General features: G+C 71.5%; 14 protein-coding genes. 6 read left to right on the top strand and 8 right to left on the bottom strand.

Annotated features, from left to right (window positions below; genetic code table 11):
* Window positions 1-84 precede the first annotated feature (84 nt).
* Window positions 85-1,827 (top strand): lysine--tRNA ligase, encoded by a 1,743-nt coding sequence (gene lysS, locus ACZ60X_RS32765; protein ID WP_469606298.1) that lies wholly within the window; start codon window positions 85-87, stop codon window positions 1,825-1,827.
* 74 nt (window positions 1,828-1,901) lie between these two features.
* On the opposite strand, the gene ACZ60X_RS32760 is transcribed toward lysS, so the two are convergent.
* The 3 genes from ACZ60X_RS32760 to ACZ60X_RS32750 all read right to left on the bottom strand — a co-directional run bounded on the left by ACZ60X_RS32760 (window position 1,902) and on the right by ACZ60X_RS32750 (window position 5,119).
* Window positions 1,902-3,098 (bottom strand): DUF2637 domain-containing protein, encoded by a 1,197-nt coding sequence (locus ACZ60X_RS32760; RefSeq protein ID WP_469606296.1) that lies wholly within the window; start codon window positions 3,096-3,098, stop codon window positions 1,902-1,904.
* Window positions 3,099-3,241: 143 nt separating this feature from the next.
* Window positions 3,242-4,135 (bottom strand): DUF3558 family protein, encoded by an 894-nt coding sequence (locus tag ACZ60X_RS32755; RefSeq protein ID WP_469606293.1) that lies wholly within the window; start codon window positions 4,133-4,135, stop codon window positions 3,242-3,244.
* Window positions 4,136-4,246: 111 nt separating this feature from the next.
* Window positions 4,247-5,119 (bottom strand): DUF3558 domain-containing protein, encoded by an 873-nt coding sequence (locus tag ACZ60X_RS32750; RefSeq protein ID WP_469606291.1) that lies wholly within the window; start codon window positions 5,117-5,119, stop codon window positions 4,247-4,249.
* 226 nt (window positions 5,120-5,345) lie between these two features.
* On the opposite strand from ACZ60X_RS32750, the gene ACZ60X_RS32745 reads away from it, so the two are divergent.
* Window positions 5,346-6,539 carry an RtcB family protein gene (locus tag ACZ60X_RS32745; RefSeq protein ID WP_469606289.1) on the top strand — a complete coding sequence of 398 codons (1,194 nt, stop codon included), beginning with the start codon at window positions 5,346-5,348 and terminating at the stop codon, window positions 6,537-6,539.
* A gap of 6 nt (window positions 6,540-6,545) precedes the next feature.
* Here ACZ60X_RS32745 and ACZ60X_RS32740 read toward each other — a convergent pair whose 3' ends face one another.
* The 4 genes from ACZ60X_RS32740 to ACZ60X_RS32725 form a co-directional block, all read right to left on the bottom strand.
* Complete coding sequence (locus ACZ60X_RS32740) at window positions 6,546-6,731, bottom strand: hypothetical protein (RefSeq protein WP_469606286.1); 186 nt, start codon at window positions 6,729-6,731, stop codon at window positions 6,546-6,548.
* Entirely contained in the window at window positions 6,731-7,498 is a 768-nt protein-coding gene (locus ACZ60X_RS32735) for an SDR family NAD(P)-dependent oxidoreductase (protein ID WP_469606284.1), read from the bottom strand. Before ACZ60X_RS32735 ends, ACZ60X_RS32740 begins: the two co-directional genes overlap by 1 nt.
* 74 nt (window positions 7,499-7,572) lie before the next feature.
* Window positions 7,573-7,911 (bottom strand): YnfA family protein, encoded by a 339-nt coding sequence (locus ACZ60X_RS32730; protein WP_469606281.1) that lies wholly within the window; start codon window positions 7,909-7,911, stop codon window positions 7,573-7,575.
* Between the two features lie 93 nt (window positions 7,912-8,004).
* Complete coding sequence (locus ACZ60X_RS32725) at window positions 8,005-8,409, bottom strand: winged helix-turn-helix transcriptional regulator (RefSeq protein ID WP_469606279.1); 405 nt, start codon at window positions 8,407-8,409, stop codon at window positions 8,005-8,007.
* A 133-nt stretch (window positions 8,410-8,542) separates the two neighbouring features.
* Between ACZ60X_RS32725 and ACZ60X_RS32720 the strand changes: the two genes are divergently transcribed.
* The 4 genes from ACZ60X_RS32720 to ACZ60X_RS32705 all read left to right on the top strand — a co-directional run bounded on the left by ACZ60X_RS32720 (window position 8,543) and on the right by ACZ60X_RS32705 (window position 12,990).
* A complete protein-coding gene (locus tag ACZ60X_RS32720; protein WP_469606276.1) occupies window positions 8,543-9,433 on the top strand; it encodes an NADP-dependent oxidoreductase in 891 nt (296 codons plus the stop codon).
* 102 nt (window positions 9,434-9,535) lie between these two features.
* Window positions 9,536-10,690, top strand: a complete 1,155-nt coding sequence (locus tag ACZ60X_RS32715; protein WP_469606274.1) for an LLM class flavin-dependent oxidoreductase — start codon at window positions 9,536-9,538, stop codon at window positions 10,688-10,690.
* Between the two features lie 116 nt (window positions 10,691-10,806).
* Entirely contained in the window at window positions 10,807-11,544 is a 738-nt protein-coding gene (locus ACZ60X_RS32710; protein WP_469606271.1) for a response regulator transcription factor, read from the top strand.
* Complete coding sequence (locus tag ACZ60X_RS32705; protein ID WP_469606267.1) at window positions 11,545-12,990, top strand: sensor histidine kinase; 1,446 nt, start codon at window positions 11,545-11,547, stop codon at window positions 12,988-12,990.
* Between the two features lie 198 nt (window positions 12,991-13,188).
* On the opposite strand, the gene ACZ60X_RS32700 is transcribed toward ACZ60X_RS32705, so the two are convergent.
* Complete coding sequence (locus ACZ60X_RS32700; protein WP_469606265.1) at window positions 13,189-15,024, bottom strand: phosphatidylglycerol lysyltransferase domain-containing protein; 1,836 nt, start codon at window positions 15,022-15,024, stop codon at window positions 13,189-13,191.
* Window positions 15,025-15,201 lie beyond the last annotated feature (177 nt).

Here is a 15,201-nt window from a genome sequence, read left to right as displayed (position 1 = left end):
GGTTTTCGCGGGCGCGATCCGGTCTGTGAGAATGGAGTGTCACCCCGATCCGTTGGAGTGCCTCCCCGTTCCAGAAAGAAGGACGTGCCGATCGTGGCTCAGAGCACCGAGACCACCGACTGGGTCTCCCGTTTCGCGGATGAGGTCATCGAGGAATCGGAGCGCCGGGCCCCGGGCAAACCGGTCGTCGTCGCGTCCGGCCTCTCCCCCTCCGGACCCATTCACCTGGGCAACCTCCGCGAGGTCATGACCCCGCACCTGGTCGCGGACGAGATCCGCCGCCGCGGGTACCAGGTCCGGCACCTGATCTCCTGGGACGACTACGACCGTTACCGCAAGGTCCCGGCCGGGATCGCGGGCGTCGACGAGTCCTGGGCCGAGCACATCGGCAAGCCGCTGACCTCGGTCCCGGCGCCGAAGGGGTCGTCGTACCCGAACTGGGCCGAGCACTTCAAGGCCGCGATGACCGCCTCGCTGGCCGAGCTGGGCGTGGAGTTCGACGGGATCAGCCAGACCGCGCAGTACACCTCCGGCGCCTACCGCGAGCAGATCCTGCACGCGATGAAGCACCGCGCCGACATCGACGCCGTCCTCGCCCAGTACCGCACCAAGCCCAAGCCCGCCAAGAAGCAGCAGCAGAAGGCCGTGGACGAGGCCGAGCTGGAGGCCGAGGAGGGCTCGGGCGCCGCGAGCGAGGACGACGGCTCCTCCGGCTCGGCCGGGTACTTCCCGTACAAGCCGTACTGCGGCAACTGCGAGAGGGACCTCACGACCGTCACGTCCTACGACGACGACAGCACCGAGCTGGCCTACACCTGCACCGCCTGCGGCTTCGCCGAGACCGTCCGGCTCGGCGAGTTCAACCGCGGCAAGCTGGTCTGGAAGGTCGACTGGCCGATGCGCTGGGCGTACGAGGGCGTGATCTTCGAGCCCAGCGGTGTCGACCACTCCTCGCCGGGGTCGTCGTTCCAGGTGGGCGGGCAGATCGTCGGGATCTTCGGCGGGAAGCAGCCGATCGGTCCGATGTACGCCTTCGTGGGCATCTCCGGCATGGCGAAGATGTCGTCCTCGCGCGGCGGCGTCCCGACCCCGGGCGACGCGCTGAAGATCATGGAGCCGCAGATCCTGCGCTGGCTCTACGCCCGCCGCAAGCCCAACCAGTCCTTCAAGATCGCCTTCGACCAGGAGATCCAGCGGCTCTACGACGAGTGGGACAAGCTGGCCGGGAAGGTCGCGGACGGCTCCGCCCTGCCCGCCGACGTCGCCGCGTACAGCCGCGCGGTCGGCACGGCCGCCGGCGAGCTGCCGAAGACGCCGCGCCCGCTGCCGTACCGCACGCTCGCCTCCGTCGCCGACATCACCGCCGGACACGAGGACCAGGCCCTGCGCATCCTCTCCGAGCTGGACCCGGAGCAGCCGCTCGCCTCCCTGGACGAGGCCCGGCCCCGCTACGACAAGGCCGAGGCCTGGATCAACACGCACGTGCCCGCCGACCAGCGGACCATCGTGCGCGACGAGCCCGACGCCGACCTGCTGAAGTCCCTCGACGAGGCCTCCCAGCAGTCCGTGCGGCTGCTGCTCGACGGGCTCGCCGAGCACTGGTCCCTCGACGGGCTGACGCACCTCGTCTACGGCGTGCCGAAGGTGCAGGCGGGATTCTCCGCCGACGCCACGCCGAAGGAGCTGCCGCCGGAGATCAAGACCGCCCAGCGGACCTTCTTCGCCCTGCTCTACCACCTGCTCGTCGGCCGCGACACCGGCCCGCGCCTGCCCACGCTGCTGCTCGCGGTGGGCCAGGAGCGGGTGCGGCGCCTGCTCGGCGAGTAAGGCCGGACCAGTAAACGGGTAAGGAAAAGGGGCCCTCTTTTCGGAGGGCCCCTTTTCCTCGTCTCTCTTCTCGCTTACGCGATGTGGTCCTCTTGCAGTTCCGCCGTGTGGCGATTGGTGAACCGATTGACCATGCGGTTGGCGTCCGCCGGGCTGAGCGCGATGCCGAACGTCGCCTCGACGTCGTCCTTGAACTGGGCGCCGGTCGGGTAGCTGCCGTCGATCGACTTGCGGAAGACGAGGTAGAAGTCCTCCTCCGTCGGCTCCGGCTCCACAATGCCGCCGCCCTCGCCGAGTTCACGGGTGCGGTTCGGGCCCACCGGGATGGGGAAGCTGCCGGTCTCCTCCGGGCCGGGCTGCTGGAAGTCCTCCGGGGCCTGCTCCTCGTACCAGCCCTCGTACTGCTCCTCGGGAGCGTACTGGGGTTCCTGCATCATCGGGTCGTACGTCGGGTCGTAGCCGCCCTGGTACTCGACCTGCCGCTCCGCCTTGAACCAGGGGCTCTGGTCGTCCGCCGGCGGCTCGCCCGGCGCCGCCAACTCGGGCTGCGGCTGCGGCTGCGGCTGGAGCCGCGGCCCGGGCCGCGGCGTCGGCGGGAGCAGCACCGGTTCGATGCCCGCCGCCGCCAGGCCCGCCGGGGCCGTCTGCGCCAGCGGCACGCCGTACCGCGCCAGGCGCAGCGGCATCAACGACTCCACCGGAGCCTTGCGGCGCCACGCCCGGCCGAACCGGGAGCGCAGCCGGGCCTGGTAGACGAGACGTTCCTGCTCCAGCTTGATGACCTGCTCGTACGAGCGCAGTTCCCACAGCTTCATACGGCGCCACAGCAGGAACGTCGGAAGCGGCGAGAGCAGCCAGCGGGTGAGGCGGACGCCCTCCATGTGCTTGTCCGCCGTGATGTCGGCGATCCGGCCGACGGCGTGCCGGGCGGCCTCGACCGCGACCACGAACAGGATCGGGATCACGGCGTGCATGCCCACGCCCAGCGGATCCGGCCAGGCCGCCGCGCCGTTGAACGCGATCGTCGCCGCGGTCAGCAGCCACGCCGTCTGGCGCAGCAGCGGGAAGGGGATGCGGATCCAGGTCAGCAGCAGGTCCAGGGCGAGCAGGACGCAGATGCCCGCGTCGATGCCGACCGGGAACACGTAGGAGAAGTTCCCGAAGCCCTTCTTGATGGCCAGCTCACGGACCGCCGCGTACGACCCGGCGAAGCCGATGCCGGCGATGATCAAGGCGCCGGTCACCACCACGCCGATGAGTACGCGGTGCATCCGAGTCAGCTGCGGTGGCGCGGCCACTCGTACTCCCCTCCCGTTGCCTGTTGTTGCGCGCAACAGGGTGGCACACGTGTACGGCGAGTGTGGCATCGGTCGGGACTTCACCGATGCCACGCTCATCGCGGCGGGGGCGGCGGTCAGCCCTTCTTGTCCGCCGACTTCGACGCGGACGGGCCGGAAGAGGGGGAGGACGACGCGGACTTGCCGGACGAGGCCGACGGTGACGGCGAGGACGACGAGCCCGACTGGCCCGACGACGAGTCACCGTTGGCGGAGGACACCGACGCGACCGCCTCCTTGATCGCCTTCGTCGCCGACTGCGTCAGGTCGTCCGCGTTCGGCGTCTGGTCGCCCGCGAGGCCGGCGCCGTTGTAGTCGAGCGTGATCACCACGTTCGCGACCCGCGCCACCACCGTCTGCTGCTTGAAGAGGCCTTCCTTCTTGCTCAGGTCGTAGCGCACCGCCGTCGCCTCCGAACCCGTGCCGGACAGCGGCACCTCCTTGGTGTTCTTCGCGCCGTCCACCGCCTCGGCGGCCTTCACCTGCTGCGCGAAGTACGTGTGGGCCTGCGCCTCACCGGTGCCGCGCGTCACGTCCGAGTCGAAGCGCAGCAGCGAGACGTTGAGCCAGCGGAACTGCGAGCCCTTCACACCGTTGTTGTCCAGGCTGTTCCAGGAGCAGGAGGAGCGGGACGACGGATCGTCCGAGCCGCCCTTCTTGCCGGACGTCCCCTTCGGCACCAGGTCCGAGAGCGTGCCCTTCGACAGCACTCCGCAGGGATCCGGGAGCTTCTTGTACGCCGCCGGCTGCACCGTCGGGGACGCGCTCGCCGACGACGGCTTACCGCCCGCGTCCGCCGACTGCCGCGTACCGCTGTCGCCGCCCTTGCTCTTGGCGTCGCCCGAGTCCGACGAACAGGCGGCGGTGATCAGCACCGCGGGAACGGCTGCCGCGCAGACAAGTACACGGCTCAGGCGCTTGCCGCGCCTTCCTTGCTGGGCACGGTCGTCTCGCTGGGCTGCTCGCTGCATGGTTCCTTCACTACGCTCGGTGATCGTACGGGTTCCTGCGGGGCCACGGTACGCGGTGAAGGAGCTGTGCGGTTTCGGTTCGCGTTCTTCGCGAGCGGGGTGCGGCGGGCGTCAGCCGCCCAGGGCGTCGTCCAGTTTGGACGCCAGATTACGGGCCCTGTCCTGCATTTCCTTGCTGTCGGGGGCCGTTCCGGTCGTCGTCGGCTGCTCCTCGTACACGAGGGTGACGAGGACGTTGGACGTGCGGAACACCACAGTCACCGTCCGCTGTTCGGCCGTCGAACCGGACGTGGTGAGCTGGTCGTCCAGATACGCCTCGTCACCGAGATCGGTCAGCACGCGCGGCTGCAGATCGGCAGGAGTACCCGAGGGCGACGCCGTCCCGGACGGGGTACCGGAGGCGGAACCCGGGGGGGAGCCGGAGGGGGAGCCGCTCGGCGAGGGCGAGAGCGAGGGCGAGCCGCTCGGCGAGCCGGACGGCCTGCCGCTCGACGACGCGGACGGGGCCCCGCTCGCCGCGGACGAACCGCGCGGCTCCGGCAGATCGGCGGCCGACTCCTTGTCCGCGAACAGCTTCTTCGCCTGGTCGGCGTCGCTGACCGCGTTGTCGTACGACACCACGCGCTCGAAGTCGATCGACAGCCGGTCGGTGGCGTCGTCCGAGTCCACCTTCCAACTGCAGCCCACCTTGCGGTCGGTGTCGTACGTCAGCTCCGCGTCGCCCTGGTACGCCTTGTCCCGCTGGTCGGGGTCGGCCATCTGCTGGATGCCGGGCAGCAGCGCGTCGAGGGTGCCGTGGTTGACCGCGCCGCAGGGTTCGGGCAGCGTGCGGTACTTGCCCGGCTGCGCCGCGACCGTCGTCGTACCCGCGCCACCGGGGTTGGCGTTGTCCGTGGTGCCCCCGCCGCCGGAGCCGCTCGTGCAGCCGGCCACCAGCGCCGCGAGGAGGGCGGCTGCGCCGGGTACGTACGCCTTCCGCTGCACGGTCGGGCTCCTCTCGGGTGGGTGTGCGCTCACTTGCTGCTCCAGTGTCCCCGCCGGTTATTCGCTTGCCGCAGCGGGGCGCCCCCTGGAGACAATGTCTATCGCACGCACTGCGGTGAACGCCGGTCCTCTGTCCCTTTTCACGGATCCTGGCGCCGCTTTTGCGCTTTGTTGCTTATGTCGCTTCTAAGCCTTCTGTTGTCGTACTCGGGGGAATGGGGAACGCATGTCGTACGTGGAGATACCGGGCGCGAAGGTGCCGATCCGGATGTGGACGGACCCCGCGACGGTGGAGGACGTGGCCCTGCGCCAGCTCCAGAACGTCGCGACCCTGCCGTGGATCGAGGGCCTGGCCGTCATGCCGGACGTGCACTACGGCAAGGGCGCGACGGTCGGCTCGGTCATCGCGATGCGGGGCGCGGTGTGCCCGGCGGCGGTCGGGGTGGACATCGGATGCGGGATGTCGGCGGTGAGGACGTCGCTGACGGCCGATGACCTGCCGGGTGACCTGTCGCGGCTGCGGTCGCGGATCGAGCAGGCGATTCCGGTGGGGCGGGGGATGCATGAGGATCCGGTGGAGCCGGGGGACTTTCACGGGCTGGCGACGGCCGGGTGGGACGACTTCTGGGGGCGGTTCGACGGGGTCGCGGAAGCGGTCAAATTCCGCCAGGACCGGGCATCGAAGCAGATGGGAACACTTGGAAGTGGAAACCACTTCGTCGAGGTCTGCACGGATACGACCGGCGCGGTATGGCTCATGCTGCACTCCGGCTCCCGGAACATCGGCAAGGAACTCGCCGAGCACCACATCGGCGTGGCCCAGAGGCTCCCGCACAACCAGGGCCTGGTCGACCGTGACCTGGCGGTGTTCGTCTCGGACACCCCGCAGATGGCGGCCTACCGCAACGACCTGTTCTGGGCGCAGGAGTACGCCAGGCACAACCGCACGCTGATGATGGCGCTCCTGAAGGACGTCGTCCGCAAGGAGTTCAAGAAGGCCAAGCCGACCTTCGAACCGGAGATCTCCTGCCACCACAACTACGTGGCGGAGGAGCGTTACGACGGCATGGACCTGCTCGTCACCCGCAAGGGCGCGATCCGGGCCGGCTCGGGTGAGTACGGGATCATCCCCGGTTCCATGGGCACCGGGTCGTACATCGTGAAGGGCCTCGGCAACGACAAGGCCTTCAACTCGGCCTCGCACGGCGCGGGACGGCGGATGAGCCGCAACGCGGCCAAGCGTCGGTTCTCCACCAAGGATCTGGAGGAGCAGACCCGGGGCGTGGAGTGCCGCAAGGACTCCGGCGTCGTGGACGAGATCCCGGGCGCCTACAAGTCCATCGACCAGGTCATCGACCAGCAGCGCGACCTGGTGGAGGTCGTGGCGAAGCTGAAGCAGGTGGTCTGCGTCAAGGGCTGACGCCCGTCAGTGCCCGTGCCGGACCGCGTAGATCATCACGAACGCCACGATGTGGATGCCGAAGAGGAAGTAGCCCAGGAACCACCAGACCTTGCGTTCGTCCTTGGTCTCCTGGGCCAGGCGGCGCCGTTCGAGGGAGTCTTCGAGGGTGTCGAGGGGGCTCGGGGCCTCGGGGGCGGTCTCCTCGGGCATCACGGTTCCCGGTGGACCTTGGTGTTGGAGGCCTGGGCGCGGGGGCGCAGGACCAGCAGGTCCACGTTGACGTGGCTGGGGCGGGTGACCGCCCAGGTGATCGTCTCGGCCACGTCGTCCGCCGTGAGGGGGTCGGGGACGCCCTCGTAGACCTTCGACGCCTTCGCCGCGTCCCCGCCGAACCGGGTCAGCGCGAACTCGTCGGTCTTGACCATGCCGGGGGCGATCTCGACGACGCGGACGGGCCGGCCGACGATCTCCAGGCGCAGGGTCTCGGCGAGGACGTGCTCGCCGTGCTTGGCGGCCACGTAGCCCGCGCCGCCCTCGTAGGTGCCGTGCCCGGCGGTCGAGGAGACCACGACCACCACGCCGTCGCCGCTCGCCTCCAGCTTCGGCAGCAGGGCCTGGGTGACGTGCAGCGTGCCGATGACGTTCGTCTCGTACATCGCGCGCCAGTCCGCCGGGTCACCGGTGGCCACCGGGTCCGCGCCGAGGGCGCCGCCCGCGTTGTTGACCAGGACGCCGACCGTGCCGAAGGCCGACGCGAACTCGTCCACCGCCGCGCGGTCCGTCACGTCCAGCGGGTACGCCGTCGCCGAGTGGCCCGCCGCCGTCAGCTCCTCGGCGAGCGCCTCGATGCGGTCCTTGCGGCGGGCGGTGAGGACGACGCGGTAGCCGGCCTCGGCGAGTCGACGGGCCGTGGCGGCACCGATGCCGCTGCTCGCGCCGGTGACGACGGCGATGCGGGACGCGGGGGCCGGGGCCATGGGCTGCTCCTGTGGTCGGTCGTCCGGACGGGCCGGGATCTTGGGTGGTGGCTCGCGTCCAGCGTAAGTGAGGGTCAACCGCCGTTTCGCGGCGCCCACATGATCACGGCCATCCCGGCGAGGCAGACCAGGGCGCCGGTGATGTCGTAGCGGTCGGGCCGGTAGCCGTCGGCGACCATGCCCCACAGGATCGAGCCGGCCACGAAGATCCCGCCGTACGCGGCCAGGATGCGGCCGAAGTGGGCGTCGGGCTGGAAGGTGGCGACGAAACCGTACGCGCCGAGGCAGAGGACTCCGCCCGCCGTCCACAGCCAGCCGCGGTGCTCCCGGACACCCTGCCAGATGAGCCAGGCCCCGCCGATCTCGAAGAGCGCGGCGACGACGAACAGGGCGGCGGAGCGGAGGATCGGCATGCCCTCAGCCTGTCATCCGCCCGGCACCTGCTGAAGGGCGCCTGGGCGGGGGCGCGGACGGCGTACGTCCCCGCGGCGGCCGGCCTTGGAGGTCTACGCCGGGTTCTCGGCGTCGTAGGCCTCGCGGGCCGCCCGTACGTCGTCGAAGTGGGTCTCGGCCCACTCCTTCACGGCCGTGAGCAGTCCGGCGAGGCTGGCGCCGAGGGGGGTGAGGGCGTAGTCGACGCGGACGGGGACGGACGGGGTGACGGTGCGGCTGATGATGCCGTCGCGTTCGAGGGTGCGCAGGGTCTGGGTGAGCATCTTCGGGCTGACGCCGGCGATCTTGCGGCCGAGGTCGCTGTAGCGCAGGGGGCCGGTGGACAGGGCGGCGACGACGAGGCTGACCCATTTGTCGCTGAGCCGGCCGAGGAGCTGGTTGGTGGGGCACTCGCGCAGGAAGGCGTCGTAGGCGGCGCGGGCCTGTTCGCGTCGCTGTACCGCGGTCGTCGTCGCCATGGCTCTCCTCCGGGTCGGATACGCACTCTCAGGTAACTACTTCCCGATGGATAGTAGCTCTCCTACGGTGGGTGCTGCGAGCGGGAAGCCGCCGTGGAGGGCAGCAAGTGCCGTGAGATCAGGGAGAGTTGTCATGCGTGCAGTCGTGGTGCGGACGTTCGGCGGGCCCGAGGTCGTGGAGGTCGCGGAGGCGGCCGTGCCCGAGCCGGGGCCGCGGCAGGTGCGGATCAAGGTGGCCGCCGGTGCGCTGAATCCGGTGGACGCGGCCGTGCGGGCCGGTTTCTTCGGCGGGGCCGGCAAGACGCTGGGGCTCGGCTGGGACGTGGCCGGCACGGTGGACGCGGTGGGGTTCCCCGCGGCCTGGCGGGCCGGTGATCCGGTGGTGGCGCTGGCGCCGGGCGTGGACGTGCCGCTCGGGGCGCACGCCGAGTACGTCGTGGTCGACGCGGGCGCGGTGGCCGCGGCGCCGGGGTCGGTCGACGCGGTGCACGCGGGCACCCTGCCGCTGAACGGGCTGACCGCGGTCCAGGCGCTGGACCTGCTGGACCTCGGGCCGGGTGACTCGCTGCTGGTGACCGGTGCGGCGGGCGCGGTCGGCGGGTTCGCGGTGCAGCTGGCCGCACACCGGGGGATCGAGGTCGTCGGGCAGGCCCGCGCCGGTGACGAGGAACTGGTGCGCTCGCTGGGGGCGGCGCGTTTCACGGCGGACGGGGCGGGCGAGGGGTCCGTGGACGCGGTGCTGGACGCGGCGGTGCTCGGCGAGCGGGCGCTCGCCCGAGTGCGGGACGGGGGCGCGTACGTCGGGGTGCGGCCCGGTGAGCATCCCGGCACGGTGCGCGGGGTGCGGGTCTCCTCCGTGGCCGTGCGGCCGGACGGGGCGCGGCTGGCGGAGCTGGCGCGGCTGGTGGACGCGGGGGCGCTGACGCTGCGGGTGGCCGCGACGTACGCCCTGGAGGACGCGGGCAAGGCGCACGCGCGGCTGGCGGAGGGGGGTCTGCGGGGGCGGCTGGTGCTGGTGCCGTAGGGCCGGCGGGACCTCCGGTGGGGTGGGGTGGCGTCGGAATACCCGAGGAGGGGTGTTACGGCGCTATAGTTGAACGGTCAACAATCTGGAGGGTGAGCGGCCATGCAGTTCGGGATCTTCACGGTCGGCGACGTCACGCCGGACCCCACCACGGGGCGCACCCCGACCGAGGGCGAGCGGATCAAGGCCATGGTCGCCATCGCCCGGAAGGCCGAGGAGGTCGGCCTGGACGTCTTCGCGACCGGCGAGCACCACAACCCGCCGTTCGTGCCGTCCTCGCCCACCACGATGCTCGGCTACATCGCGGCGCGGACGAGCAGCCTGATCCTGTCCACGTCCACCACGCTGATCACCACCAACGACCCGGTGAAGATCGCGGAGGACTTCGCGATGCTCCAGCACCTGGCCGACGGGCGGGTGGACCTGATGATGGGCCGCGGCAACACCGGGCCGGTGTACCCGTGGTTCGGCCAGGACATCCGGCAGGGCATCAACCTCGCCCTGGAGAACTACGCCCTGCTGCGCCGGCTGTGGCGCGAGGACGTCGTCGACTGGGAGGGCAGGTTCCGCACCCCGCTGCAGGGCTTCACCTCGACCCCGCGGCCGCTGGACGGCGTGCCGCCGTTCGTCTGGCACGGCTCGATCCGCTCGCCGGAGATCGCCGAGCAGGCCGCGTACTACGGCGACGGCTTCTTCCACAACAACATCTTCTGGCCCGCCGACCACACCAAGCGGATGGTCGAGCTGTACCGCACCCGGTACGCCCACTACGGGCACGGGACGCCGGAGCAGGCGATCGTCGGGCTCGGCGGCCAGGTCTTCATGCGGCGCAACTCGCAGGACGCGGTGCGCGAGTTCCGGCCGTACTTCGACAACGCGCCGGTCTACGGCCACGGGCCCTCGCTGGAGGACTTCACCGAGCAGACCCCGCTGACCGTGGGCTCGCCGCAGCAGGTGATCGAGAAGACGCTGTCCTTCCGTGAGTACGCCGGTGACTACCAGCGCCAGCTGTTCCTCATGGACCACGCGGGGCTGCCGCTGAAGACGGTGCTGGAGCAGCTCGACATGCTCGGCGAGGAGGTCGTACCGGTGCTGCGCGCGGAGTTCGCGGCCGGCCGCCCGGCGGACGTGCCGCAGGCGCCGACCCACCGGTCCCTGCTGGCCGCCGCGCGCAGGACCACGGAGCGCGGGACCGCGGAACGGGAGGTCACGGCGGCGGACGCGGGCACGGACGCGGAAGCCGGTGCGCAACGGTGAGAGGACGGTAGGGGCCGGGGTGGGGTTCCGCTGTCACGGTGAGAGGGCGGTAAAAAGCGTGATGGTAGGGCCGCCCGCCCCGACCGAACCGCCGGAGGCCTTGGCAAACTGGGTGCGTGCCCCAGACTGTGCTGCTCGCCGAAGACGACCGTGCCATCCGCCATGCCCTGGAGCGTGCCCTGACGCTGGAAGGCTACGAGGTGACGGCGGTGGCCGACGGCGTCGAAGCGCTGGCGCAGGCCCACAAGACGCCGCCGGACGTGCTCGTGCTGGACGTGATGATGCCCGGGATCGACGGGCTCCAGGTGTGCCGCGTCCTGCGCGCCGAGGGCAACCGCACCCCGATCCTCATGCTCACCGCGCTGGTCGAGACCGCCGACCGCATCGCGGGCCTGGACGCGGGCGCCGACGACTACGTGGTCAAGCCCTTCGACGTCGAGGAGGTCTTCGCGCGGCTGCGCGCGCTGCTGCGCCGTACCAGCCCCGTGCCCGCCGCGAGCGGCGGCGGCACGAGCGCGAGCGATGCGGGGCGCGCGGACGTCCAGATCTCCGACCGGCAGGTCGAGGCCGCCGGTATCCGCATGGACCTCCAGGCCCGCCGCGCCTGGCGCGGCAAGCGCGAGCTGGAGCTGACCCGCACCGAGTTCGAGCTGCTGGAGCTGCTCGTGCGCAACGCCGGGATCGTGCTCGACCACTCGACCATCTACGACCGGATCTGGGGGTACGACTTCGGGCCCGGGTCCAAGAACCTCGCCGTGTACGTCGGCTACCTGCGCCGCAAGCTCGACGAGCCCGGCGCTCCGCAGCTGATCCACACCGTGCGAGGCGTGGGTTACGTGCTGCGGGAGGACTGAGTGGGCCGCCTCAAGCGGCTCAGGCGGTTGCTGGCCCGGCGCCGGCCCAAGCTCGTCTCCCTGCGCACCACCTTCGCGGTCTCCTTCGCGGCCGTCACCGCCGCCGTGACCATCCTCGTCGGCATCGCCTCGTACAGCTCCGCCGCGCGGCTGGTCCGGGTCGACCAGCAGTCCGTGTTCACGCAGGTCGTCCAGGACGTACGGGACGAGGTGCGGCAGCACGAGATGGTGCCGGAGGACTTCTCCTCCTCCCGGCCGGGGCACGACCTGGTCCGGCCCGCCCGTACCGATGTGCAGGTGCTGGGTGCCCAGGGCCAGATCGTGGACCACGGCAACCCGGTCCTGCCCGTCACCTCCCGCGACAAGGCGATGGCCCTCGCGCAGACCGCCGGGAAGGTGGTCCAGCGCAAGGACGTGCCGGTGGACTCGGACGTGTACCGCATCGCCACCATCTCGCTCGGCGACGGGCGGGGCGCGGTGCAGGTCGCGCAGGAGTTCAGCGACACCGAGGACCTGCTGCGCACGCTCCAGCAGCGCACGCTGATCCTGATGGCGGCGGTCGTGGTGGCCGCCGGTCTGTTCGGCTGGTGGCTGGCGCGCCGGATCACCCGGCGCCTGGTGATCCTCACCACCGCCGCCGAGGACGTCGCCCGCACCCGTCGGCTGGGCATCGACGTGCCGGTCGCCGGGCTGGACGAGGTGGGCCGGCTGGGCCGTGCCTTCGACCGGATGCTCGGCCGGCTCGCGCAGTCCGAGGAGGACCAGCGCCGCCTGGTCCAGGACGCGGGCCATGAGCTGCGCACCCCGCTGACCTCCCTGCGGACCAACATCTCGCTGCTGCGGCGCATCGACGAGCTCCCGCCCGCGACCCGCGAGGACCTGGTCGCCGACCTCACCCAGGAGGCCCGGGAGCTGACCGACCTGGTCAACGAGCTGGTCGATCTCGCCGCCGGGCAGTCCGACACCGAGCCGCCGCAGCGGGTGGACCTCGCCGACATCGCCGAAGAGGTGGTGGGCGTGACCAAGCGCCGTACCGGGCGCGAGATCGTGCTGCGCACGAGCGGCGACACCACCATCGACGGGCGGCCGGGGATGCTCCAGCGGGCCCTGTCCAACCTGGTGGAGAACGCGGCCAAGTTCGACCGGGACGGCAGGGCGCCGATCGAGGTCAACATCACCGGCCCGGCGCGGTCGGGGACGGTGCGGGTGGAGGTGCTGGACCGGGGGCCGGGCATCGCCGAGGGCGACCTCATCCGCATCTTCGACCGCTTCTACCGCGCCGCCGACGCCCGCTCCCTGCCCGGTTCGGGCCTCGGCCTGTCCATCGTCCGCGAAGTCGCCCTCTCGCACGGCGGCGCCCCCTTCGCCTTCCGTCGCGAGGGCGGCGGCTCGGTCATCGGCTTCACCGTGGGCGGGGGAACGGTGCCCGGCCGGGGCGGCGGCTGAGGCCCGCGCCTGTCGGAGCCGATCGAGGACTTCCCGGACCGTCGTCCGCGAGGCCGGCCTGCCCCTCGACGAACTCCCGTCCTACCCGACCCGCTCGGGCGTGGACCTCGCCGGCGTCGCCGAAGCCGTGCGGGCCGCCCTGCCGTACGTCCCCGGACTCGTCCTGGAGCCCGAGGACGGTGCGGCCCGGTCGGTCCGCTACGACGGGGAGTCGCCGCCCATCCCCGGCAGCGTGAGGAAGCCCTCCGCGCGGGCCGAGGCCAGGCCGATGCGGGGGATGTCGCTGGACTTGGCGAACAGCAGGAAGCGGGGTTCCCAGACCGGGCGGTACTTGGCGTTGGCCCGGTACAGGGACTCGATCTGCCACCAGCGGGAGAAGAAGGTGAGGACGGAGCGCCACAGGCGCAGCACGGGGCCGGCGCCGAGGCGGGCGCCGCGTTCGAAGACCGCGCGGAACATGGCGAAGTTGAGCGAGACGCGCTGGACGCCCAACTGCTTCGCCTGGAGCAGCAGTTCCACGACCATGTACTCCATCAGGCCGTTCTCGCTGTCGCGGTCGCGGCGCATCAGGTCCAGGGAGAGGCCGTGCTCGCCCCAGGGCACGAAGCTGAGCAGGGCGCGCGGTTCGTCGTTCGCGTCGAGGCACTCCAGCATCACGCAGCGCCCGTCCCCGGGGTCGCCGAGCCGGCCGAGGGCCATGGAGAAGCCGCGTTCGGTGGCGCCGTCGCGCCAGTCGTCGGCGCGCTGGACGAGCCGGGCCATCTCCTCGGCGGGGATGTCCTCGTGGCGGCGGATCCGGACGGTGTAGCCGGCGCGCTTGACCCGGTTGTGGGCCTGGCGGACGACGCGCATGGCGCGGCCCTCCAGGGTGAAGTCGGCGATGTCCACGATCGCCTCGTCGCCGAGTTCGAGCGCGTCCAGGCCGTGCCGGGCGTAGATCGTGCCGGCCTCCTCGCTCGCGCCCATGACGGCGGGCGTCCAGGCGTGGCGGCGGGCCTCCGCCAGCCAGGCGTCGATGGCGCCGGGCCAGGCCTCGGGGTCGCCGATGGGGTCGCCGGAGGCGAGGGAGACCGCGCCGACGACGCGGTAGGTGACGGCCGCCTTGCCGGTGGGGGAGAAGACGGCGGCCTTGTCGCGGCGCAGCGCGAAGTAGCCGAGGGAGTCACGGGCGCCGTGCTTGGCGAGCAGCGCGCGCAGCTTCTCCTCGTCCTCGTCGGTGAGCCGCCGGCGGCCGCGCGGGGAGCGGAAGCAGGCGTACAGGACGAGGCAGAAGGCCGCTGCCAGCAGGACGTTGAGGAGGATGTCGACCCAGCGGGGGGCGTGCACGGAGTCGACCCGGTCGGCGAAGGGGCCGACGCTGATGCCGCGCAGCAGGCTGTAGGCCAGCTCCTCGTACAGGGGGCCGCCGCCCGGCACCTTGTTGGTGGCGTGGACGAGCAGCGTGCCCAGTCCGCCGGTCAGCAGCACCCCGCCGGCGCCGACCGCCAGCGCGAGCTTGGGGTTGGAGGGGTCGCCGACGGCGTTGAACTCGCGGCGTCCGATCAGCAGGGCGGCGACGAAGAGGCCGGTCAGGGCGGTGGAGACCCAGTTGAAGGCGTGGTCGCGGAAGGGGTGCTGGGTCAGCGCGAGGACGTACAGCACGAACAGGGGGCCGGCCATCAGCATGTTGACCACCCACGCGGCCCGCTTGCCGCGCCGCATCACCAGCGCCAGGAAGATCGCGGCCGCGGCGGCGGACAGGCCCGCGGTGGCCAGGTACGGGGTGAAGAACTGGCCGGCGTGGTGGGTGTGCGCCTGCACATGGCGCGCGGTGAAGATCTTGCCGTCGTTGTGTTCCTGCACCTCTTTGCGGAACGGCACCGACAACACCGCGATGATGTTGAAGACGGCGATCAGCCGCAGGTACCACACGGTGGCCGAGGCCGCCGCCGCGCGCAGCCGGGGGCTGGGGGCGGGCAGTTGGAATTCGCGGCGGCCGCCGCGCTGGCCGGGGACCTGCGCGTCGACCAGGGTCGACTGCTGCTGAGCGGTCATGGTGACTGGTCACCTTGGGGTGGGGAGGGGACAGGGCAAACGCCGACCCTACAGCTCGTAGGGTAAGCGCGGGTGCGCGTGGTGCGCGGCCCCGGTACGACGGCATTCACCAGATTCATACGGACCGAGCGGCGAGGGTGCCGGGTGCCGGGGCTATCGGGAGCGTACCGGCATCCG

It is taken from the genome of Streptomyces sp. NPDC104106 (genome assembly GCF_055584345.1).
Note: the sequence above shows the minus strand (reverse complement) of the source record. Positions and strands in the feature narration are given on the sequence as shown.

What these genes read in the sequence shown, in the direction of transcription:
- ACZ60X_RS32760 (WP_469606296.1), bottom strand. Translation starts at nt 3,098, where the DNA reads ATGCACCGCGTACTCATCGGCGTGGTGGTGACCGGCGCCTTGATCATC.
- ACZ60X_RS32755 (WP_469606293.1), bottom strand. Translation starts at nt 4,135, where the DNA reads ATGCAGCGAGCAGCCCAGCGAGACGACCGTGCCCAGCAAGGAAGGCGC.
- ACZ60X_RS32745 (WP_469606289.1), top strand. Translation starts at nt 5,346, where the DNA reads ATGTCGTACGTGGAGATACCGGGCGCGAAGGTGCCGATCCGGATGTGG.
- ACZ60X_RS32740 (WP_469606286.1), bottom strand. Translation starts at nt 6,731, where the DNA reads ATGCCCGAGGAGACCGCCCCCGAGGCCCCGAGCCCCCTCGACACCCTC.
- ACZ60X_RS32735 (WP_469606284.1), bottom strand. Translation starts at nt 7,498, where the DNA reads ATGGCCCCGGCCCCCGCGTCCCGCATCGCCGTCGTCACCGGCGCGAGC.
- ACZ60X_RS32730 (WP_469606281.1), bottom strand. Translation starts at nt 7,911, where the DNA reads ATGCCGATCCTCCGCTCCGCCGCCCTGTTCGTCGTCGCCGCGCTCTTC.
- ACZ60X_RS32725 (WP_469606279.1), bottom strand. Translation starts at nt 8,409, where the DNA reads ATGGCGACGACGACCGCGGTACAGCGACGCGAACAGGCCCGCGCCGCC.
- ACZ60X_RS32720 (WP_469606276.1), top strand. Translation starts at nt 8,543, where the DNA reads ATGCGTGCAGTCGTGGTGCGGACGTTCGGCGGGCCCGAGGTCGTGGAG.
- ACZ60X_RS32715 (WP_469606274.1), top strand. Translation starts at nt 9,536, where the DNA reads ATGCAGTTCGGGATCTTCACGGTCGGCGACGTCACGCCGGACCCCACC.
- ACZ60X_RS32700 (WP_469606265.1), bottom strand. Translation starts at nt 15,024, where the DNA reads ATGACCGCTCAGCAGCAGTCGACCCTGGTCGACGCGCAGGTCCCCGGC.